The following is a 21,624-nucleotide window of genomic DNA, read 5'->3' on the forward strand; positions in this document are numbered from 1 at the left end:
AGTCGTATTTTTGTATTCTTCCGCCAGAGGAGGGAGAACGTGGATGTTGTTAAAGAGATCCTGCTTCAAGTGCTGATCGCCAGTTTGCCTGCTTTTCTGTTTCCGTTGACGTTTGAGAAAACAAATTGCTGCTGGCCTCACAACAACCGTAGCGCCGAGGGACATCCCTATGCCGTAGGCTTAATGTATACCTGCTTCACCAGCATGTTGCTTTGCGATATTTTTGCCTCGCGGTTATGGGAAGTTTCCCCTTTAAATTTCGGGATATTGCCCCTGTTTGCTCTCATGCTGTATGGTCGGCTCCGGGACGGGGTTACTTTGGCTCTGCTGCAGATCATCCTTCATCCTCTGTTTGCAGTAAATTACACCCTTATCGGGTTTATCATGGAGACGGGAATTCTCCTGTATCCTTTTGTTCTGCTCACTTCCCGCTATTTCAAAAGAACCGGTCGCCAGGGCAAAGTAGCCATCCTCTCTCTCTACTTTATGGGCGGGGAGACGATGATAGGTATGTCTCCATTTTTGACCGGAAGCCTATCATTCCATTCAGACCTTAACGCTATAACGAATGGATTCATTAATGTGTTAGTGACGATGTTGGTCGGCAGCTTGTTCGTTTACATGATCGAAAGCACCTTGGAGAAGGAGAAGCTGCGCGGCCAAGTGATGCAGCTGTCGCGCGAATACTTCCGCGAAGCGGAGAAGCTTCAGCAAATGATGGACGCCGCTCCGCTAGGTATCGTACTGCTGGATCAACAAGGTTATATTATATCGATAAATGAAACGTTTCTCCAACTCTATCGGACGTACCAAAAAGAGCCGAACGAATCGCGACGCGAGGATCTGCTGCTGCGCCGGTTGAGCGATGTGCTCAGCGGCGTGCCCATTGAGTCCATCGCCTCCCGAGTCGAGCAGTCGCTCGAAGGGCAAACGAAAGTGACCGACTTGATCAAAGCGGATAATCATATTTATTTTACCAGTACGTCTCCGATTCAAAAAAGCAAATCCAACGAAGTGATCGGTGCGGTAGCTATCGTTCAGGATATCACCGAACTGGAAACGCTGCGGATGGAGCTGAACCATGTGGAGCGGCTGAGTCTGGTGGGTCAGATGGCTGCCGGGATCACGCACGAAATCCGCAATCCGATGGCGGTGGTGCGGGGCTTTCTGCAGCTCATGCGGGAGAAGAGCCCGCCAACGCTTGATCATTATTACCGGATCGTGATGGAGGAGCTCGATCGGGCCAATGGCATTATCAATGACTTTCTTTCCCTGGCGCAGAATCGTCCAGTTGAAAGTGAGAAATGCCATCTCCACGACATCATCAAGGAGCTGACGCCGTTGCTTTGGGCAGATGCGAACCTTCGCGGCCAAACGATCGAGGTCAAGCTGGATGATTCCATGCCGGAATTGTTGCTGAATGCCAAGGAGATTAAACAGCTGATCTTAAATCTGTCGCGTAATGCGATGGAGGCGATGGCTGAGAAAGGGCAGCTTACGCTTGAGACCAGAGTGACCGATCAGGGTGGACTGCTGGTGGTCAGCGATACAGGACCCGGGATTCCTTCCGGGCAACGGGAGAAGCTGTTCGAGCCATTTTTCACGACAAAAGCGAAGGGAACAGGGCTGGGGCTGGCGTTATGCCTTAGCATCGTCGAACGCCACGGTGGCAAAATTACCGTCGATTCGACAGAGGGTCAAGGCACAACTTTTACCGTTCTTTTTCCACTCTCCTAAGCCGGGGTTGGGCCATTTGACGTCGATAGGCAGAGTTGCTTTCCTTCCCTATGAATGTATAATTAAATTAATCTGGCTAAGAGCGAGGCGATTGCGAGAGCTCAAAATAGAGCCATGTGATTATGCATAAGGAGTGATGGGTAATGTCGATGTCATTTGACCAATATATGAGAGACATGGTACAACCGATGAGAGACGAATTAACCGTGCTGGGGATTCAAGAGCTGCGTACGCCGGAGGAAGTAGAAGAGAAGCTGCCAAACGCGAAAGGGACTGCGCTGGTCGTTGTCAATTCCGTCTGCGGATGCGCAGCGGGACAATGCCGCCCGGGCGTAGCGAAGGCGTTGCAGCATGACGTGACACCGGACCACCTGTTTACCGTGTTTGCGGGTCAAGATAAAGAAGCAACGGCGAAAGCACGCGAATACTTCGCGCCGTATCCGCCTTCTTCGCCTTCGATCGCATTGATGAAGGACGGCGAGCTCGTCCATTTCATCGAACGCCACCAAATTGAAGACCGTTCGGCTGAAGAAATCGCCGCTGATCTGACCAGCGCGTTTGACCGCTTCTGCCGGTAAGCTGTAGCGATCTCCGATCGATAGCAGCAGCGGATCAGCCAGCTGACCTTGTAGCAGCCAGCCGTTCCGCCAGCGGATGAAGCAGCATCTAATCTGCCTGCCGACCTGGCGACAGACGATCCTTAAGCTGGTCCAGCGACGCAATCTGCAGCCGACGAATGGCCGCTGATCTGACAGTTGCTTTCGCCCCGCCATCCAGCCTGTCTGGATGGTTCGGGGCGTTTTTCGATTTAGGGCATACTACTTACATAAGGTGTTATATCTTGGATGTGGAGGGATTTAGATGAGTTTGCAGCAGGAAATCATTAAGCGGTTTGGGGTTAAACCCGTCATTGACGTGGATGAGGAAATTCGCCGGCGGGTCGACTTTTTGAAGGAGCAGGTCAAAGCGGCGCGCACGACCGGCCTATTAATCGCGATCAGCGGCGGGATTGACAGCGCAGTAACCACCGGCTTGTGTAAACGGGCGACGGACGAGCTGACGCAGGAAACCGGCCAACCGTACATGACGTTGGGCGTGTTCCAGCCATACGGGAAGCAGGAGGACATCGAGCACAGCTACGAGGTGGCCAAGGCGTTTGGACTTAAGCATACGGTAGAGACGAATATTGAGGAAGCCGTAGACGAAATTGCCCTCGAAGTCGAGCACGGCTTGAAAAATATCGGGCAATCCCGTCACCTCAGCCCGCAAGGCAAAGGTAACGTGAAAGCGCGGACGCGGATGGTCATGCAATATGCGCTGGCTTTTGAGCTGAACCTGCTCGTTGTGGGCACCGACCATGCGTCCGAGGCGATTACCGGCTTTTACACCAAATGGGGCGATGGAGCCGTTGACGTTACGCCGCTCAGCTCGCTGAACAAACGCCAGGTTCGCCAGCTTGCCGTCCGCCTCGGCGTGCCGCAAAGCGTGATCGACAAGGCGCCAACCGCCGGCCTGTGGGAAGGGCAAACAGATGAGAAGGAGCTCGGAATCAGCTACGAAGATAACAGCGATTATCTGGAAGGCAAGCAGATCGATCCGGCCGTCCAAGAGCGCCTGGAGGCCTTCTACCGCAAAACCGAGCACAAGCGCAGCCCAATCCCGGGCATTTAATTAACACATAGATGATAGACGCGGGCCCGGGCAAGCTGCCCGGAGCCCGCTTTTTTCTAGGGTAACATAGTACTTTTTCCGCTCTCTTTCTATGATTATCCCGTTGCATCAGGCAGTGAGTGAGAGAAAGAAGCAAATATGCACGGTAGAAGTAAGATGTTGCAAGAAAAACGATAAGTACGGTTATATGCGACAGGGGGAACAGTGTTCATCGTTCATCGTTCATCGTCTCTCTGCCGCCCCCTTTTTGATGATTATCCCGTTGAATCAGCTCGTGGGAAATAAGAAGGAAGGGAACACGTCCAATAGCAAAAAAGATGCTGCGAGAACTTCGATGGGCAGGATATAATTTGCGACAAAACCCCGGTACGGACATATTTCGCAAACACGCCTTATCGCAAATAAGCCTTATTGCAAATTGCCTTATACGGATAAAAACTACGTCAACACGTATTATATGGATAAACTACGTCAACACCGCCTTGTACGGATACATCCCCACAATGCGCATTAGTATGGATATCATGTGAATGGTCGATCAGCTGAGCTACGAAAGTCAGGTGGGAGGCTCCTAATTTGTGTTTTTCAGCATTCCGATTAGCACTTCTATCATTGCCTCTTAGTAGCCTCTTAGTATCTCGATTAGTAGCTTGATTAGCGGCTCGATTAACACTTCGATTTACGCGGCTGCTGCAAAGAACGGCTTCTTATGGTGTGCGTTCTGATGACTTGCGATTAATTGGCGGTAAGGGATCGCTGGAATGGACACGCACATCTGAAGCATATTATGACGCATTTCTTCCTCGGAAGGGGACATGCGCAGATGGCGGCGGACGGTGTATTCATTCAAATACGCCTGCAAATGTGTTAGCCCCAAGGCAATATACGTGCGCTTAAGCGAGTTCCACGCCGCTCTTACTTCTTTACGCAAAGGCAAATACAGCCGATAAGCCAAATGGAACGACTGAACGGTGGAGGTATGGACATCGATATGATCATGGATGAACGCGGCGAGATCATGCCGGTCGGCACGTTGTCCTCTTTTATGCGATATCAGCTGGATCTTCACCCGCTCCGGCTCGCCATATTCCGTGACCGTGCAGCCGGCTACAACCGCGGTGGCATATGGCTGAGCAGCCGGATGATAACGCGACGAATCATACGCATACTGATCGCAGTTTACCTTCACGTCTCCAGAGAGCAGTTCCCGGGCATCGCATTCGCCGAGGGTATGACGGATTTTGTGCAGCATGAGCCAAGCGGTCTTGTAGGTAACTTCAATGACCTGACTCAACCGCAGCGCCGAGATGCCGTCGGGAAGCAGGAACAATTCGAGGGCTCGAAACCACTTCACAAGGGGCAGATGGGTTCTTTCAAAAATCGTGCCGACCAAAGGCGATGCCTGATAGCCGCATCGTCCGCACTCAAACAAAGGAAGGCGTCGGGAGGACAGGCGGGTGCACTCGCTATAAGCGCAGCGCGGGCAAACAAATCCGTTTGGCCACTTCATAGTGATGATCGCCTCAATGCAGTCCGCCTCACTTTGAAAACGGCTGCTGACAGGTTGAAGCAGCTCCGTATTCATACCTAACTCCATGTCCGATTCCTCCAATTCAAATCCTCTAACTCAATAAATGCGCACGTATGTTCTCTTTTTTTCATTATACCAAACATACGTTCTATTTACAAGAAAAAAATCCCAGAAAGTCATTCTTATCTTTATGGAAAAGGAAAGATCAGCTCCCCGGGGACCTCATTTCACTCCCGTCCATGGATCTCTCAATTCTGAGCAAAAGGGATAATTGTGCAAAGTGGAGCAGCAAGAAGATCTCCTTCCCCGATCCCCCGTTCTGAGCAAAAGGGATAATGGCGAAAAGAGTGGCGCGCGAGAAGGGCCCAAGGGGCAGGGGAAGCCAAGGGACGCCAGGGGACGTAAAGGGACGCCGATCTTTTACAATTTGAGTGAGCTTGGGCTTAGGTCCAGCAGTGATCCTAGTCTGTGGCGGAAATGGGACAGGAGGGTATAATGGCAGGGAAACCTAGCGAGCTTCCTATGGATGTGGTGTTCACGAGCTCTAGCATGAGTTGTAAATTGGGCCTAACTTGAATCTCTTTGCGACTTTGTTCGTATATATAACATAATTCTAGTCTTACATTTTATATGAAATGGAATGATGTTGGGAGATTTGAGGAGGAGGAGGGAGTTTCTATGAAAAACGTATTTACGATTTTTACAGCTCCGGTGGAAACGTTTAGGCGGGTGCGGGAGAGTAAGACCGCTTGGCTCTTTGCGCTTGCGGTGATGATCCTTGTCTCCGTTGTCGTGATCTACATGCAGATGCCGGTGCTGGAGAAGGAATTTCAACGGCAGATCCAAAGTCAACAGTTGGATGCCGCGATGCAGGCGACGTTTATGGCGACAGCGAAGACGTCTGCTTACGTGATGGGCGTAGTGATGCCGATTATCACGATTTTCGTGACAGGCCTGCTGTTGTTGCTGCTGAATTTAGTCGTGCGCGGTGAAGGCAAATACATGCAGTTTGTTTCCATCGCTGCTTATTCCGCTCTGCCGGGGCTGTTAGGCAGCTTGATCACGGGAATTATGATCATGACGATGGACGTGCAGTCCGTCACGGATGTTTCGCTGAGCTTGGGGGCCTTTATCTCCGATAAGTCCAGCCCAATGTACCAGTTCTTATCCTTGATCAATCCATTTTCGATTTGGGGGCTCGTACTGTATATTATCGGCTCTTCGGTCATGATGAAACGGCCTTACAAAACGGTGGCAGGTTGGATTATTGTAGCATGGCTCGTGTTATCGCTGGGATCGCTGTTGCTGGTTTAAGTCCGGAATTATACATAACAGGATAGGTGATGGACTTGTTGAAGAAAAAATGGTTTTGGGGCGCCATCGTCGGTTTGGCGGTCATCGCGTTGGTCGTTGCCAACCTGATTGGGTTGAATCGGGCAACTGAAGTGAAGGTTACCGCCGTAGAGATGGGCAAAATCGTCGAGCAAATCTACACGAACGGCAAGCTGGAGCCGGGACAGACGACCTCGGTGTACGCTCCGGCAAGCGGATTGGTGGAAGCGGTAAAGGTGAAGTCAGGCGATACGGTCAAGAAAGGGCAGGTTCTCCTTACGCTGAGCATGGAGCAAGTGCGGGAGCAACTGGAGAAGGAACGGATTAATCTGCAATTGACCGAAGCGGAACGACTGGCGGCCAAAAAGCAGCATTTTGAAAGCTTCAAGCAAGCGCGTCTCGAAAACCCGGACCTCGAACCGGAGGAGTTGGACCTTACCACCTATGATTTGCGTATTCGTTCCAGTCAGCTGACGATCCAATCCCTGGAGAAGCAGCTCGCCAATCAGCAGGTGCTAGCCCCAGCCGACGGCGTTGTCACCTCACTTGCGGTAAACGCAGGTCAAATGCTGGCCGAAGGCAGCGAAATCGCAACGATTGCCGATGTGAGCCGGCTTAAAGTAAGTGCATACCTGAATGAGCTGGATGCAGGCAAGGCGGAGCAAGGGATGAAGGCCGTGGTTACCGGTGAGGCTTTTTCGGACAGTTATGAGGGCAGTATCTCGTATTTGGCTCCTACGGCGGGGGTGACCGATCCAACATCCAAGGATACGTCGGTGGAAATGGAAGTCAGCCTGAATCAAGTATCGCCGGAGCTTCGTCCGGGGTATAACGTCACGGTAGAGATGGAGATTCCCGATAAGGAGCGGCTTCTTGCGCCAATCGACGCGGTTCAGTACGACGGTGAGCAGGTATACGTCTTTAAGGTTCAGGACGGTGTTGCCGTTAAGGTGCCGGTTACAACGGGGAAGGAAGGCGAGGATCAAATTGAATTGGTCTCCGGGGCGGCCGCAGGCGATCTGGTCGTGGTGGAAGGCGGCGACAAGCTGCAGGATGGCGCTAAGGTGAAGGTGAAATGATTACACTCAAAGGCATCACCAAAATATACAAAAACGGTCCCCTTGAGGTACAGGCTTTGACCCCCATTGATCTGCACATCGAGAAAGGCGAGTTCGTGGCCATCATGGGCTCATCAGGCTCGGGCAAATCAACGCTGATGAACATTATCGGCTGCCTGGACGTCCCGACCTCCGGCAGCTATGAGCTGGACGGAGCTCCGGTAGAGTCGCTGAGCGAGGAGGAGTTGGCACGCGTACGGAACCGGAAAATCGGGTTCGTTTTCCAGAGCTTTAATCTGCTGGGCCGGCAAACCGTGCTGCAAAACGTCACGCTGCCGATGATGTACGCCGGCATCCCCCGGGAGAAGCGCAACGAGCGGGCACTTGAGCTGCTTCGCAGGGTTGGGCTGGCTGAACGGGTTAAGCACCGCCCAAACGAGCTTTCCGGCGGTCAGAAACAGCGGGTGGCGATCGCCCGGGCGCTGACGATGAACGCACCGATCTTGCTGGCCGATGAGCCTACCGGGAACCTAGATACGAAATCGTCCTATGAAATCATGGATTTGTTCAAAGAAATTCACGCCGAAGGGACGACGATCGTGCTCGTTACCCACGAACCGGACATCGCCGAGCATGCCGACCGGATCATCACGTTTGGGGACGGACGGATCCTAAGCGACAAGCGTAAAGGGAGTGTTGGCGGATGAGCATTTGGGAGAGCATCCTTGTTGCCCTGGACAATCTCCGAATGAACAAGCTGCGTTCCTTCCTGACGATGATCGGCATCGTTTTTGGCGTCGCTGCGGTGGTCACGGTTGTGTCTATTGGCCAGGCTGGACAAAGCTCGATTATGTCGGAGATTTCTAACTATGAGGATGGGTATTTTCTGATCTATCCGAACTATAACAACGGAGAACCCGAGGACAATACCTATTTCCGGCAGCGTGAATTGGCAGAGATTCGTAAGCTCCCGGGGGTCCGTTACGTTTCGTCGTCGTCTTCCTATGGGATGACCGGTAAGCTTAAGAAGGAAGAGCTGCAATTTAGTATCACTGGGACGACCTCGGATTCGCCTAAAATGCAGAAAATCGATGTGGTGGCGGGCAGGTTTTTTAACTCACAAGAGGAGCGGGCGCGTCAAAAAATCCTTGTAGTTGAGGCCAAATATGCCAATAAAGCGTTTGGTTCCCCGCAAGGGGCAATCGGCCGGAAAATCCAATTATCCGGAGGGATGTTCCGGATTGTTGGGGTGTACAAGGCGCAGGAGAGCCTCATGAGCAGCTTTGGCGGAGAGCGTTACTCCGCTTACACACCGATTACGGCTATGCTGGACGGGGAAGGGGCAAGCGATCGCTTAAGTATGCTCGAGATTCTGCCCACATCGCCGGAGAGAATGGATGAAACGGTGGAGACGGTCAAGTCCTGGCTGGCGGATCGGAAAAACGTAAGCAAGGATGCTTATGTCACGGAATCGGCAAGGGATGCGGAACAAATGATAAAAAGCACGTTCTCCATCCTGCAAACGATCATCGGTTCTATCGCCGGCATCTCCCTGCTTGTCGGGGGGATCGGGGTCATGAACATCATGCTGGTCTCCGTCACGGAACGGACCCGGGAAATCGGGATCCGCAAAGCGATTGGCGCGACGCCGGGGACGATCATGCTCCAGTTTATGATCGAAGCGGTCATCCTCTCGTTTATCGGGGGCACGATTGGCGCCCTGTTAGGGTTATTGGCGGCCTGGGTGTTCGCTTTGATCTCGGGGTGGCCGTTTGTCATCTCGATTTGGGCGATTTTGCTGGCCTTTGGATTTTCGGCTGCGGTGGGTATTTTCTTCGGCTTGTACCCAGCCAACAAAGCCTCCAAGCTGCACCCTATCGAATCGCTGCGTTACGAATAACAAAACAACCCGGTTCTCCGTTGGGTGGAGCCGGGTTGTTTCTTTTTGTTGCGGGTTACTATGATGTTGTGGGGCAACGGGGTTACGCCTTTGCTCCGGATGGCTGAACCGGGATATAAATGTCGATCTGTTTACCTTCCTTCGGCCAGCAGCGTTCATCATACCATTCAAAATCGGGCGCAGCCACTTGCTCGTAGCCGGACGTCGGGAACCAGCTCGTAAAGATTTCGTCCCATGTCTGCTGAATGGACGAGGAGAAATCGGCTTCACCTGCTGGCGGAGTGGTGAAGATCGCATAGGTTTGCGCTGGGACCCGATACTCGGTGAGTCCTTCCTGAACCTCGGTTGTTTCGTCGACTTCAAAGCCGATGATATAGCGGAACGTGCCGTCTTCATCGAGGGCGGTGCAGACGCCGAGTTCAACATTTGGATGGAGTTTGCCGGGGACGCGGGAGCCCCATTGTTCACGCATATAATTTTGCCAGAACGCTGGAATGTCCTTGTGATTTTGTCCATCCTCCGTTTTTGTTTGGATTGCGAAACCCAGGATGCGCTTAGCTGGAATCTGTTCAATACGGTATTGCATGACATAATCTCCCCAATCATAAGTAATTTGAGCAACGAAATCTCGAAGCGGATTGGCCCTGGGTACCAGGTATGGCGGGCGGCCGCGGCGGCGGCATTCCGTAGGCAGGATTCCGTACATTTTCCGGAAGGCCCGGGTAAAGGCCTCATGGGAACCAAAGCCGCAGCGCAGCGCGATGTCGACTATCTTCAGATCAGAATGTGCCAGGAGTTCGGCTGCTAGAGACAATCTGCGCTTTCGGATATAAGACGTCATCGTCTCGCCGACGAAAAACAGGAACGTGCGATGAAAATGGTATTCCGAGTAAAACATCGCCTTGGCCACCTCAGCCAACGTGAGCTCCTCGCCTAGCCGTTCTTCGATATAATCGATGCTTTTTTGAATGGTGTTGATTTGATTCATAACTGCCTCCAGACCGGTCTATGGTTCAAGTATAGCGGACCGAAAAATTGGCTTCTTGATCATTCTTGCGGTTGGGAAGATAAGCTAGCTTCAGCATAGCATAGGGGAAGGGGAGGAGCAGTGCCGCTTGTCTCCCGTTTGGCCGGTGATTTGTCAATCCCTGTGGCAAGACTCGCGCCTCCCCCCGTTCCCTGCTACAATGGGGGAAGCGACCGTTTATGGGCTTGACTCGGACGGGGCGCATGGAGAGAAGTTTTTGAAGGAAGAAGGGCTGCCTGTTGATTTTCGGAATCGGACATGACATCGTCGAAATCCAGCGCATGGAGCGCTTGTTAAACAAGTCGATCGGCGAACGGCTGCGCCGGCGGATCTTAACCGTGGCGGAGCTGGAGCTGCCTGGACAAGCTGCCCGACCGGCGGAGTTCTTGGCGGGGCGGTTTGCGGCGAAGGAAGCCGTCAGCAAGGCGTTTGGCTGTGGCATCGGTCAGGTGCTAAGCTTTACTGATATCGAGATTTTGCCCGATGCGCACGGGAAACCGTTTGTGACGCTGACGCCGGGAGCCTGGGAACGACTTGGTCTGTCTGGTGTCGGCCGACCGGAGGGCAGCGGGTATACCATACATCTTAGCATTACGCATGAGCGGCAACTGGCTTCGGCCTTTGCCGTGGTGGAACGCGTGGAATAGAAGGAGAGCAGGATGCGGGGAAACAGGGAAACACGGGTATTTTTCAGTACAGAACTGCTTAGTTGGTATGAGCGGTCGAAGCGGGACTTGCCTTGGCGCAGGCATCGCGATCCTTATTATATTTGGGTGTCGGAAATTATGCTGCAACAGACGCGTGTGGATACGGTGATTCCGTATTTTCAGCGGTTTATCGAGCGGTTTCCGACGATTCGGGATCTGGCAGAGGCGCCGGAGGAAGAGGTGCTGAAATGCTGGGAGGGCCTTGGCTATTATTCGCGGGCCCGCAATCTGCAGGCCGCGGCCAAGCAGGTGATGGAGCGGCACGGAGGGATCGTGCCGGATACCAAGGCGGAGGTATCCGCCTTGAAGGGGGTTGGCCCGTATACGACCGGGGCGATCTTGAGCATTGCTTTTAACCGCCCGGAACCGGCGGTGGACGGTAACGTCATGCGGGTGCTGTCGCGCTACTTCCTCATCGAGGAAGACGTCGCGAAGGCTGGGACACGCACCCTCATGGAGGAGCTGGCCGCGGAGCTGATCCCGGAAGGGCGGGCCTCCGATTTTAATCAGGCTTTGATGGAGCTGGGCGCGCTTGTCTGCACGCCTAAGTCGCCGCAATGCCTGATCTGTCCGGTGATGGCCCGCTGCGCCGGCCGGCTCGAAGGCGCGGAGGAGCGCCTGCCGGTCAAGAGCAAGGCGAAGCCGCCGCGGCCGGAGTACCGGCTCGCCGCCCTCGTCGAAGGCGGCGGGGCGCTGGCCGGCCGCGTGCTCGTGCGCCGGCGGCCGGACACGGGGCTGCTCGCACGGATGTGGGAGCTGCCCCACATCCCCGCCGACGCCGTGCCGGGCGAAGGCGCCGGCCTCCCCGACGGCCCGGCGATGGACCGGCTGGCGGCGGCACTGGCCGCCGCCGGGGTGCCCGCCCGGCCGGGCGGGGCGTTGCTGAACGCGGAGCACACGTTCAGCCATATCCATTGGAATCTCCGTGTGTTTCGTTTTGACGCGGAGATTCCAATGGAGGCGGCCGGCCGCGGCGTAGGGCCCGCGGCCGTGGCCGAGACCGCCGCGGCGTATGACGCGGCGGGCGGCGCCGACTCGGCGGCCCGGCCACAGGCCTCGGACGCCGGGGCCGCCGCCGATGACACCGCAGCCGAGTACCGGTGGATCACTCGGGAAGATATGGATAACCTGGCGTTCCCGAACGTGTTCCTGCGTATTCTGAATGGGTACTTTGGCGCTTAATGCGCCGAAGCCTCCAGGAAGCAGGGTGCCTAACAGCACGCGATACACGCAATAAGTTAATATTGTTCTGAATCAAAGGGATAGATCAATCCCCATAAGCAAAATAGCGGTACTTTTTACCGTTATACTGCCCAGTAGGCTAGTCCCCCCCCACATATGGCCACCCCCTAGCCGAGGAAGTCCATTACACTGGGCGGCTTGTTTGTAAGGTGTGCAGGATGGAACGTTCATGTGGAGCGCTAAAGGGACTGGACAGCACGGTGAAACAAGGGTAAGAGACTAACTAATTTTATAGAAGTGCGCGGTTTGAGGTAGGGGGAACTTGTTTGCACGATGGGTGCGTTAGGAGGATAGCTCCAAAAGTCAATAAGTCTACTTCTAGCCGACGTCTTCGTAGAAGGATAGCGGTAAAAAATTGGCCTTATTGCGAGCGCCAACGATTGTTGAGGCGCTAATCGGGTCTGATAAGGCCCTAAATTACCGCTATTTGCGGCACAGCCCCATCCGTGAACAAAATAGCGGTACTTTTTACCGCTATCCGGCCGCCACACCACAACAAAAGGAAGGCGCATCTCACGCGCCTTCCTTTTTTCCATTACATCATACGGTTCTCCACGGATTTCATGTGGTTCTGGGTATCGGGCTCGCGATGCTCTTCGTCCGAGACTTTGCCGAGGTCGGGGGTGGCTCCGCCGCTGATGACGCTGTGGGCGAAATTCGTGAATTGCTGCTTATGCGCATCCTCGGCGTGTTTGGCGGCGAGAAGCTCCTCCGGGTCATTCGTCAATTTACGCTTTTGCTCTGCCATAGATGTATCCTCCTTCGTGAGTAATGAACGCAGCGTTATTTCTTCGCAGCCTCATACCGGCGGTTCACTTCGTCCCAGTTGATGATGTTCCAGAACGCGGCGATGTAATCCGGCCGTTTGTTTTGGTACTTCAAATAATACGCGTGCTCCCAAACGTCCAGGCCAAGAATCGGCGTTAAGCCTTCGAAGAGCGGGCTGTCCTGGTTCGGCGTACTGGTGACCGCGAGCTTGCCGTCCTTGCCGACGACCAGCCACGCCCAACCGCTGCCAAACCGGGTGGTCGCCGCTTTGGTGAATTCCTCTTTGAATTTATCGAAGCCGCCGAGGTCGCTGTCGATAGCAGCAGCTACAGCGCCGGTGGGCGCACCGCCGCCGCCGGGGCCGATGACCTTCCAGAACAAGCTGTGGTTGGCATGTCCACCGCCGTTGTTGCGTACGGCCGTGCGGATGCTCTCCGGAACGGCATCCAGGTTGGAGATCAGCTCCTCCACGCTTTTGCTCTGCAGTTCCGGCGCGCTTTCCAGCGCAGCGTTCAAGTTGGTGACATACGTGTTATGGTGCCGATCATGGTGGATGATCATCGTTTGCTCATCGATATAAGGTTCCAGTGCGTTTGCCGGGTAAGGCAAAGCAGGCAATTCATGTGCCATGGTCGTTCTTACCTCCCGTTAATAATAAGATCCCGCTTCGTCATCCGAGTGTTAAGGAAGTCATCAGCTCCCCGCCGTTAACACCCGCATAACAATCCTATTATTGGTAGTGCATAAAAATATATGCATAAATGTGAGTCATAACAGGGGCGTTTGTAAAAGTTCATAATTGTAACCGCTTAATTCAAAGCGCTTTCATAAGAAAATTGATGTATTTGGGAGATATCTATGGTTTAATGGACAAGGAAGCTGTTTTTTTCTCGTTTTTGTCTGGAATCAAATATTCGGTTGATGTAAATCAGGGGGTTATGTTTTACATCGGCCTATCTTGCGTGAAGAAAAGGGAGATCTTAGCATGCTTATTCGTTCCTTTCAGTTGAGTGATGTAAATCAAGTGATGGAGCTATTGCAGTTGGCCTTATCGGAGGATTGCTACGAAGACACCAAGTGCGCGTTTGCCAGACAACTTTCTTGGGATTCTGAGCTGATTATGGTTGCAGAAGTCGAGGAAGAGATCAAAGGGGTATTGATCGGGACGATCGATCAGAATACGGGATGCATTTACCGCATGGCCGTACACCCTGATTACCGCCGGCGCGGCGTCGGCCGCAACCTTGTGACCGCGATGGAACAACGGTTCCAGCAGCGGAATGTCCGTCGGATTATGGTCGCCGGAGATGAACACAATAAAGCGATCATGCCGCTCTACGAGGCGATGGGCTATGGGGCAGGCAAGTTTTTGGAAGCCTTCCAGAAGCTTGGTATCGCAGCCCGGACGCTGACGGGATCCAATTGATGAAACTTCCCAAGACAGAAATGGGAAATGTTGAAGCATATCTTCCATCCGTTGCAAATGGGTGAAGGATGTGCTTTTCTATTTATATAGATTGTTTAATTTTGATGAGGTGCAGGATGGAACCGGTCATGGATTCGGAGCAAAAGGCAGCGTCAGATCCCGAACGCTCTGCTAACGAGCTGCAAGCGGAAGCCACGCAACCGCGGTGGGCCGCAGAACTGTGGGAGATGCTGAAGACGATCGTTATCGCCTTTGTCATTATGCTGCTGTTAAACCTATTTGTTTTTAACTTATCAATGGTGAAGGGACAATCGATGCAGCCTACCCTGGAAGAGCAGGAGCGGCTGTTCGTGGATAGGCTGGTGTATCGGTTTCATCATCCGAAGCGCGGTGAGATCGTCGTGCTGAAGGATCCTAGTGTGGATGCCGACCGGAAGCCTTTTCTGGTGAAGCGAATCGTGGCGGTTCCCGGGGATACGGTTGAAGTGCGAGACGGCCAACTGTTCATTAACGGGCAGCCGTTGGACGAGCCATACACCGACTCGGTAATCGAGGACGGCGACATGCCGGAGCTGAAGCTGGAGGCCGGACATTATTTCGTGATGGGCGATAACCGCCACGCCGGACGAAGCAAAGACAGCCGTTATTTTGGCAGTGTGAAGGAGAAATGGATCGTTGGCCGCGCCGAATTCGTTTTTTGGCCGATTACGAAGATCCGTAGTTTATAAGCCGTTTGCTTGGGAGGATGAACAGTGAAGGAAGTGACGATTTATACGGACGGGGCTTGCTCCGGGAATCCCGGTCCAGGGGGATGGGGCGCGGTGCTGATGTTTAACGGGCATCGGAAGGACCTGTCCGGCGGCGAAAAAATGACCACCAACAACCGCATGGAAATCCAGGCGGTCATTTCGGCGCTTAGTCAATTAAAGGAGCCTTGTCAAGTTAAGGTATACAGCGACTCCGCTTACGTGGTCAACTGCTTTCAGCAGAACTGGATTCGCGGCTGGCTCAAGAACGGTTGGAAGAACAGCAAGAACCAGCCCGTCGAGAACCGCGATCTTTGGGAAGAGCTGTGGCGGCTCATGGGCATTCACAAGGTGGAGTACATCAAGGTCAAAGGACATAGCGACAACGAGCTGAACAATTATTGCGACCAGTTAGCACGGGAAGCGATTAAGCGCTTATCTTCTTAAAAATACAACAGACAGCCTTTACGGCAACATGAACAGGAAGGAGGGGGACACATGTCTATGGCGGAAACCGGCATGACGCGTTTACCGGAAGGAGACAATCGCTGGGCGCAGCTGAAGCGGGAGATTCAGGAAGCAGCTGCGGAGTTCGGGATCGACGATATCGGCTTTGCCAGCGCGGATCCGTTCTTGTCGCTGAAGGCGATTTTGCAGGACCGGCGCGATAAAGGCTATGAATCCGGCTTTGAGGAGCCGGATCTCGACAAGCGGGTGTACCCGGAATTGTCGCTTACGGAGCCGGCTTCATTGATATCCATCGCGGTAGCCTATCCGTCGAAGCTGGAGAATCCCCCGAAGTCAGCGCCCGGCGAGCGGCGGGGCATCTTGGCCCGCTCTGCTTGGGGGCGGGACTATCATCAGGTGCTTCGCGAAGCGATGGCGAAGCTGGAAGCCTTCATCCGCGAGCGCGTACCCGAAGCGCGGATCGAGAGTATGGTCGATACCGGGGCATTGGTAGACCGGGCGGTGGCGGACCGGGCAGGGATCGGCTTTAAGGGGAAAAACTGTGCGATCATCTCCCCCAAGTGGGGCTCGTGGATTTACCTCGGCGAGCTGATCACCAACGTGCCGTTTCCTCCGGATACGCCGGTGGAGGAGGATTGCGGTGAGTGCACCAAATGCATCGACGCGTGCCCGACGGGAGCGTTAGTTGGCCCCGGTGAGTTGAACGCGCAGCGGTGCATTTCTTTTTTGACGCAAACCAAAGGGTTTCTGGACGAAGAATTTATGGTGAAGATGGGCAACCGCCTCTATGGTTGCGATACCTGCCAGATTGTCTGCCCGAAAAACAAAGGCAAGTCCTGGAATCATCGGCCTGAGCTGGCTCCCGATCCCGAGACCGTTAAGCCTCTGCTGCTGCCATTGCTGGATTTAAGCAACCGTGAGTTCAAAGAACGTTTTGGCGACAGCGCCGCGGCCTGGCGGGGCAAAAAACCGGTCCAACGCAATGCGGTCATCGCGCTTGGCAACTTCAAAGATTCGGCTTCCGTGCCGAAATTAATAGATATACTGCTTCATGACCCGCGGCCAGAGCTAAGGGGAACTGCAGCTTGGGCGCTGAGCCGAATCGGAGGCAAGGAGGCCGAGGAAGCGATCGACCGGGCGCTAGACGCCGAGCAGGAGGAAGAAGTGCGGGTTCGGCTTCGGGCGGCCAAGCAGAAGCTGCAGGCTTCCATCGGAGACTGATATCCAGCAAGGGGGATAACACAAAATATGCGTTTCATCAGTATCGAGGATATCGAACCGGGGCAATATTTAGGTAAAACGGTGTATTCCGCCAACGGCACCGTGTTGTTGTCGGCAGGGGTTCAGCTTACGGTTTTTATGATTAACACGCTTAAGCGGATCGGTGTGACAATGTTATACATTAAAGATCCGGAATTCGATGATATCGAAATTGAAGATGTGCTCAGCGAGGCGACCAAGCAGGCGATGTTCCGGGAAATGTCCGAAACGTTGCAGGCCATTCGTTCCGGCAAGGATTGGAGCGCGCGCAAAATCAACGCGAGCGTGGATTCCCTGCTGACTGACGTGTTGAACAACAAAGAGGTATTGCTGCAGCTCACCGACATTCGGACAGCGGACAATGCCGCTTATCTTCATGCGGTGAACGTCAGCTTGATCTCTTCGATGATTGGACTGAATTTGGGGCTCGGGTATTCCCAACTCAAGGATTTGGCGATTGGCGCGCTGCTGCACGATATCGGCAAATCAGTGGAACTGCCGGAAGGAGCCAATCCAAAAGACCCTAAAAACCACCATACCTGGAGGGGTTACGAGCTGCTCCGCCATAAACGCGAATTTAATCTGTTGATCGCCCATACGGCATTGCAACACCATGAGCGTCTGGACGGCAAAGGAATCCCGCGGGGAATTGCCGGGGACGAGATCCATCTGTTTCCGCGTATCGTCGCCGTCGCGAATATGTACGACAATTTGATCAGCGGCGCAAGCAAGGACGGGCGGGTCTTGCTGCCGCATGAGGCTTGCGAGCATTTGATGGCTTGCTCGGAACAGGAGCTGGACCACGAGGTGCTGGTGGAGTTTATGCGCATTATCTCCGTGTACCCGAACGGAACCTCAGTTCGTCTTGGGACGAAGGAAACCGGCGTGGTGGTCAGACAACACCGGGGATTACCGGGCCGGCCTGTTATTCGGATCGTGCGGGGCACCGGCGATGAGCTGGACGTGAATGAGGTTGATCTCGCGACTGAGACAACGTTGTTTATCGAGGCGGTTTTGGCGTGAATCCTTGAATCGCGTGAGGCTGGATGCTATGATATTTGGAGTGTGCAAGCCTTACAAGCGAAAGGCAGCACGATTATTATTCAGGGGTGGCTGAAACATGGATATCGTTATTCCAATTATTACTTTAATCGTCGGTCTGGTTGGCGGTTTTGTGATCGGGGTCTTTTACCTCCGCAGACAGTTAACGAAGATGCAAAACGACCCGCAAATGCTGCAGAAGATGGCGAAGCAAATGGGGTATAACCTGAACAGCAAGCAGATGCAGCGTGCGCAGCAGTTGATGAAGAATCAAGGCGGCCCATTGCCGGGGGCGGGACGAACGACGAAGAAGAGAAAATAAAGTAACGTTTCGCCATACTCTATGAAAGGAGGGGCGCTGAAGATGTCCGGATTGAAAGATTACGTCAATACACGGGTAGGCGATCATCGGGAGCAAATCGAATATCATGTTCGGGAAATCCTGAAATTGATCGGGGAAGACGTGAAACGCGAAGGGCTGCTCGAAACACCGGCCCGGGTGACGCGGATGTATGAAGAGATTTTTGCCGGGTATGAAGTCGATCCTCGGGATGTGCTGGGAGTTACCTTCGAGGAAAACCATGAAGAGCTTGTCATTGTGAAGGACATCGTCTATTACAGTCAATGCGAGCATCATATGGCGCCTTTCTTCGGCAAAGCCCATATCGGATATATTCCAAGCGGTCGAATCGCCGGGCTCAGCAAGCTGGCCCGTTTGGTAGAAGCGGTAACCCGACGCCTGCAGGTGCAGGAGCGGATTACCTCGCAAATTGCCGACATCATGGAAGAGGTGCTGCAGCCGAAAGGCGTGATGGTTGTCGTAGAGGGCGAGCACCTATGCATGTGCTCTCGCGGCGTCAAGAAGCCAGGCAGCAAGACCGTGACCTCGGCCGTACGCGGAAGCTTCCGGAAGGATGCGGCTTCCCGGGCGGAGTTCCTTTCGCTCATCAAAGATTAGCCTTTATCAAAGACCTTTGGTTTCGAGTACAAGCCTCGTGAACCAAAGGTCTTTTTATAGTTCTTATTATTGGTACGGACACGTTGTACAGCAATTAAATAACACCATCATTATTCTGTTACTAGCTCTTATCCTCTTCAAAGTGAGCAAAAGAAAGTGAACCATAATAACAAAATGGCAGTCGTTTAAAACGGCTGCCATTTTAGTTTTTTCGCGGCTTCGTACCGTTTGGCGACGGCGGGCCAATAGACGACGTTCCACCAATCTTTGATGTAGTTGGCGCGAGCGTTTTGATGCTTCAGGTAATACGCATGCTCCCAAACGTCCAGCGGCAGCAGCGGAACGACGTCCCATTGCGACAGGTTCTGGTGCTTCTCCGCTGTGAGGATCTCCAGCCGGTGAGCGCGCGGGCTCCACACCAGGATGGCCCAGCCGCCGCCTTCGACTTTGGCAGCTGCTTCAGAGAACTGTTTATGGAACGCGTCGTAGCTGCCGAAGTCGCGTTTGATCTGCTCCAGCAGCTCGCCTTGCGGTTTGCCGCCGCCCTTCGGATTCATAATGTCCCAGAAAATCGTATGCAGGTAATGTCCCGCACCGTTAAAGGCCAGCTCCCGCTCCCAATGCTTTACCAAATCAAAATTGCCGGATTTCCGCGCCTCCTGCAGCTTGAGTTCCGCTTTGTTCAAATCGTCAACATACGTCTTGTGATGCTTGTCGTGATGAATGCGCATCGTCTGTTCATCGATATAGGGTTCAAGCGCGTTGTATGGATAAGGCAGCGGAGGGAGCGTATGTCCGCCGATCGGGACGGAGTGTTCCGGTACGCGCGCCGTAATCGCTTCCGCGTTGTTGTCAGCGGCTGGTTCTTGGCGGAGGCTGAGCTCATCCTGTTCCTGCACATGCACCTGCACGACTTCTGCTGCAAGGGTGGCCTCGGACACGTCCGCCGCTCCTGGCACGTCTTGCTCCTCGGGCGTGTTTGCTGCTTCGGAGGCGTCCGCTCTGTTTTGCTCGGCGGAGGTGGTTGCGTCCGTTTCGGCCGTCAAGTCCAGTTGCTCGGACGTGGTGAAGGCTGTTAACTCCTGCGGCTCTTCTTCGCGATAGAATGGCTGTCCCCCAGCCGCGTGATGAGGATCAGGATACGGCGGCGCTCCGGCCATGCTGCCGGCGATTTCCCCCGGCCGATTCAGCCGTTCAAGCACCTCGAGGAAATACGCCGATTCCCGGATGATGTGCAGCAGTACCACGGGAGCCAGCGGCACCGACTTCACGGCCGCGCTATGCTTCAGCATGTACTCCAGATGGCGGATAAATTCCTGCGACTGCTGACACGAGGCTCGCAGAAGCCGTTCCGTCTGGCGGATGATCTCTGGACTCGAGGCGGCGTGAGGTGTGGCCAAGGCGTATTGCAGCAGCTTGTCAGCTGCGGCCTCCGTCCCTTCAAAGATCGGCTTCCATTCCTCCAGCAGCCGAACGTAATCGGCCTCCAGGCGGGGAACAATCGCCTGAATGACTTCCGTGTGCTCCGCTTCTTGTTGCTTCCAGAAACGGATTTCCTCCAATATGCGCACAGGCAAAAAAGGCCCGTATACAAACAACATTCGGCCTACCTCCTCAGGGATAAGAAGTACATTACTACTAACTTATTGGAGAGGAGGGTTGGCTTATGCTATTCGGATGCGGACCCGGTTTGAATATTCGTTTGTTGGGAGGCGAGCTTGATCTGGCCCAGGAACAACGACACTTTACGCAGATATTCCTTCGGATGCTCGCGGAAAATCAATTCATGATGCGCGCCGTCTACGATCCATACGCTAGAAATAGGATTCGTTTGGTTGGCCGCCAGTTTCTCAGCGATGGGGTAAGGCGCTTTCTCATCCTCGGTGCCGTGGATGAACAGGATCGGGAAGGGATAATCTTCCGATTTGACCTGGGTATACGGAATTTGCCGCAGGCTGGTACCGTTTAACACCGGAAGCAGCATACCGATAATCTCCAGCGACGGATGGCGCGGCAGGTCGATGTGCTGGCGGATGTTGTGGTACATCGTATCCGGCTCCAGCAGGAACGTGCTGTCGAGAATCATGCCGTCGATGTCCGGGCTTTTTAAACCGGCTTGCAGTGCAGTGCCGGCCCCCATGGAGAAGCCCCAGACGATGATCTCTTGGCTGCCCAGTTGTTTGGCAACCTGGATCGCTCCGAGCAGCTGCTGGGCTTCTTTTTTGCCGCCGGTGGCGACCTCCTTGCTGTTCTCCGCAGCAAAGCCGTAATCAAACATCAGGACATTAAAATTCAGACGATGGGCAAAATTGGCCAGATCATACATCGGAATCCAGTACTCCTCGCGGTTGGCCCCATACCCATGGCTAAATACGATCGTTTTGACGGAATCTTCCGCCGGAATATACCATCCTTGCATCATTCGGCTCCCGTCAGCCGCGGGGAAGGTGATGTTCTGGTAATCCAAATTAATAGACAGCTTCGGATTGGAATAAAGCGGCGCCACCTTGGGGTTGGAGAGCACCCAGGCGATATAGCCGTGCAGCGAGATAAAGCAGAAGATCAGGAAGAACAGCACGGATAATAAGAGGGCAATGATAATGTTTTTGATGCTGATGTGCCGGGCTGTTGCCGCGGGAACATCGCCGGAAACGTACGCCGAAGGAGGCAAGGGAAGATCATTTCGACCGGTGTGGCTCATACGCTTCCCTCCCATTACTAGATTATATGATTGAAATTTGGACTGTTTACA

General features: G+C 53.8%; 22 protein-coding genes. 16 read left to right on the forward strand and 6 right to left on the reverse strand.

What is annotated here, in order from left to right; all coding sequences use genetic code 11:
* Positions 1-39: 39 nt before the first annotated feature.
* From NSQ80_RS03315 to nadE, 3 genes are all read left to right on the forward strand, one after another.
* A complete protein-coding gene (locus tag NSQ80_RS03315; protein WP_009224097.1) occupies positions 40-1,737 on the forward strand; it encodes an ATP-binding protein in 1,698 nt (565 codons plus the stop codon).
* 143 nt (positions 1,738-1,880) lie between these two features.
* Positions 1,881-2,315, forward strand: coding sequence for a BrxA/BrxB family bacilliredoxin (locus NSQ80_RS03320; RefSeq protein WP_009227056.1), 435 nt, complete (start codon positions 1,881-1,883; stop codon positions 2,313-2,315).
* A gap of 283 nt (positions 2,316-2,598) precedes the next feature.
* Positions 2,599-3,408, forward strand: coding sequence for an ammonia-dependent NAD(+) synthetase (gene nadE, locus NSQ80_RS03325; RefSeq protein ID WP_009227057.1), 810 nt, complete (start codon positions 2,599-2,601; stop codon positions 3,406-3,408).
* A 679-nt stretch (positions 3,409-4,087) separates the two neighbouring features.
* Here the strand turns inward: nadE and NSQ80_RS03330 are convergent.
* Positions 4,088-5,005, reverse strand: coding sequence for an IS1595 family transposase (locus NSQ80_RS03330; protein ID WP_339301334.1), 918 nt, complete (start codon positions 5,003-5,005; stop codon positions 4,088-4,090).
* Positions 5,006-5,617: 612 nt separating this feature from the next.
* Between NSQ80_RS03330 and NSQ80_RS03335 the strand changes: the two genes are divergently transcribed.
* The 4 genes from NSQ80_RS03335 to NSQ80_RS03350 are packed head-to-tail and all read left to right on the forward strand — an operon-like array spanning position 5,618 to position 9,229.
* On the forward strand, positions 5,618-6,253 hold the full coding sequence (locus NSQ80_RS03335) for a YIP1 family protein (RefSeq protein ID WP_157273559.1): 636 nt from the start codon (positions 5,618-5,620) through the stop codon (positions 6,251-6,253).
* Positions 6,254-6,282: 29 nt separating this feature from the next.
* Positions 6,283-7,350 carry an efflux RND transporter periplasmic adaptor subunit gene (locus tag NSQ80_RS03340; RefSeq protein ID WP_232282376.1) on the forward strand — a complete coding sequence of 356 codons (1,068 nt, stop codon included), beginning with the start codon at positions 6,283-6,285 and terminating at the stop codon, positions 7,348-7,350.
* Positions 7,347-8,036, forward strand: coding sequence for an ABC transporter ATP-binding protein (locus NSQ80_RS03345; RefSeq protein WP_009227061.1), 690 nt, complete (start codon positions 7,347-7,349; stop codon positions 8,034-8,036). The genes NSQ80_RS03340 and NSQ80_RS03345 overlap by 4 nt, the downstream gene beginning before the upstream one ends.
* Complete coding sequence (locus NSQ80_RS03350; RefSeq protein ID WP_260071313.1) at positions 8,033-9,229, forward strand: ABC transporter permease; 1,197 nt, start codon at positions 8,033-8,035, stop codon at positions 9,227-9,229. The genes NSQ80_RS03345 and NSQ80_RS03350 overlap by 4 nt, the downstream gene beginning before the upstream one ends.
* 82 nt (positions 9,230-9,311) lie before the next feature.
* On the opposite strand, the gene NSQ80_RS03355 is transcribed toward NSQ80_RS03350, so the two are convergent.
* A complete protein-coding gene (locus NSQ80_RS03355; protein WP_323078988.1) occupies positions 9,312-10,217 on the reverse strand; it encodes an AraC family transcriptional regulator in 906 nt (301 codons plus the stop codon).
* A gap of 278 nt (positions 10,218-10,495) precedes the next feature.
* Between NSQ80_RS03355 and acpS the strand changes: the two genes are divergently transcribed.
* Positions 10,496-10,903 carry a holo-ACP synthase gene (acpS, locus tag NSQ80_RS03360; protein WP_260071314.1) on the forward strand — a complete coding sequence of 136 codons (408 nt, stop codon included), beginning with the start codon at positions 10,496-10,498 and terminating at the stop codon, positions 10,901-10,903.
* Between the two features lie 12 nt (positions 10,904-10,915).
* Positions 10,916-12,145: an A/G-specific adenine glycosylase gene (mutY, locus tag NSQ80_RS03365; RefSeq protein ID WP_260071315.1), complete on the forward strand. Its 1,230-nt coding sequence runs from the start codon at positions 10,916-10,918 to the stop codon at positions 12,143-12,145.
* 595 nt (positions 12,146-12,740) lie between these two features.
* Here the strand turns inward: mutY and NSQ80_RS03370 are convergent.
* Together NSQ80_RS03370 and NSQ80_RS03375 are read right to left on the reverse strand one after the other, a co-directional pair.
* On the reverse strand, positions 12,741-12,953 hold the full coding sequence (locus NSQ80_RS03370) for a hypothetical protein (protein ID WP_339301339.1): 213 nt from the start codon (positions 12,951-12,953) through the stop codon (positions 12,741-12,743).
* 35 nt (positions 12,954-12,988) lie between these two features.
* Entirely contained in the window at positions 12,989-13,603 is a 615-nt protein-coding gene (locus tag NSQ80_RS03375) for a superoxide dismutase (RefSeq protein ID WP_260071317.1), read from the reverse strand.
* Positions 13,604-13,958: 355 nt separating this feature from the next.
* Between NSQ80_RS03375 and NSQ80_RS03380 the strand changes: the two genes are divergently transcribed.
* From NSQ80_RS03380 to folE, 7 genes are all read left to right on the forward strand, one after another.
* On the forward strand, positions 13,959-14,399 hold the full coding sequence (locus NSQ80_RS03380) for a GNAT family N-acetyltransferase (RefSeq protein WP_009227068.1): 441 nt from the start codon (positions 13,959-13,961) through the stop codon (positions 14,397-14,399).
* A 128-nt stretch (positions 14,400-14,527) separates the two neighbouring features.
* Entirely contained in the window at positions 14,528-15,127 is a 600-nt protein-coding gene (gene lepB, locus NSQ80_RS03385; RefSeq protein WP_260071318.1) for a signal peptidase I, read from the forward strand.
* Positions 15,128-15,151: 24 nt separating this feature from the next.
* Positions 15,152-15,592 (forward strand): ribonuclease HI, encoded by a 441-nt coding sequence (gene rnhA, locus NSQ80_RS03390; RefSeq protein ID WP_009227070.1) that lies wholly within the window; start codon positions 15,152-15,154, stop codon positions 15,590-15,592.
* Positions 15,593-15,643: 51 nt separating this feature from the next.
* Positions 15,644-16,834 (forward strand): tRNA epoxyqueuosine(34) reductase QueG, encoded by a 1,191-nt coding sequence (gene queG, locus NSQ80_RS03395; RefSeq protein WP_009227071.1) that lies wholly within the window; start codon positions 15,644-15,646, stop codon positions 16,832-16,834.
* Between the two features lie 27 nt (positions 16,835-16,861).
* The gene (locus tag NSQ80_RS03400; protein ID WP_009227072.1) at positions 16,862-17,896 is read left to right on the forward strand and encodes an HD domain-containing phosphohydrolase; all 1,035 of its coding nucleotides are present in this window, start codon (positions 16,862-16,864) and stop codon (positions 17,894-17,896) included.
* A 97-nt stretch (positions 17,897-17,993) separates the two neighbouring features.
* A complete protein-coding gene (locus NSQ80_RS03405) occupies positions 17,994-18,236 on the forward strand; it encodes a YneF family protein (RefSeq protein WP_009227073.1) in 243 nt (80 codons plus the stop codon).
* 42 nt (positions 18,237-18,278) lie between these two features.
* Positions 18,279-18,872: a GTP cyclohydrolase I FolE gene (gene folE, locus NSQ80_RS03410; RefSeq protein WP_009227074.1), complete on the forward strand. Its 594-nt coding sequence runs from the start codon at positions 18,279-18,281 to the stop codon at positions 18,870-18,872.
* Between the two features lie 185 nt (positions 18,873-19,057).
* Here folE and NSQ80_RS03415 read toward each other — a convergent pair whose 3' ends face one another.
* Complete coding sequence (locus tag NSQ80_RS03415; protein WP_339301343.1) at positions 19,058-20,473, reverse strand: Fe-Mn family superoxide dismutase; 1,416 nt, start codon at positions 20,471-20,473, stop codon at positions 19,058-19,060.
* A gap of 68 nt (positions 20,474-20,541) precedes the next feature.
* Positions 20,542-21,573 (reverse strand): alpha/beta fold hydrolase, encoded by a 1,032-nt coding sequence (locus NSQ80_RS03420; RefSeq protein ID WP_260071321.1) that lies wholly within the window; start codon positions 21,571-21,573, stop codon positions 20,542-20,544.
* Positions 21,574-21,624: the final 51 nt, after the last annotated feature.

Source organism: Paenibacillus sp. FSL K6-2441 (assembly GCF_037964765.1).
Lineage (GTDB): Bacteria > Bacillota > Bacilli > Paenibacillales > Paenibacillaceae > Fontibacillus > Fontibacillus phoenicis.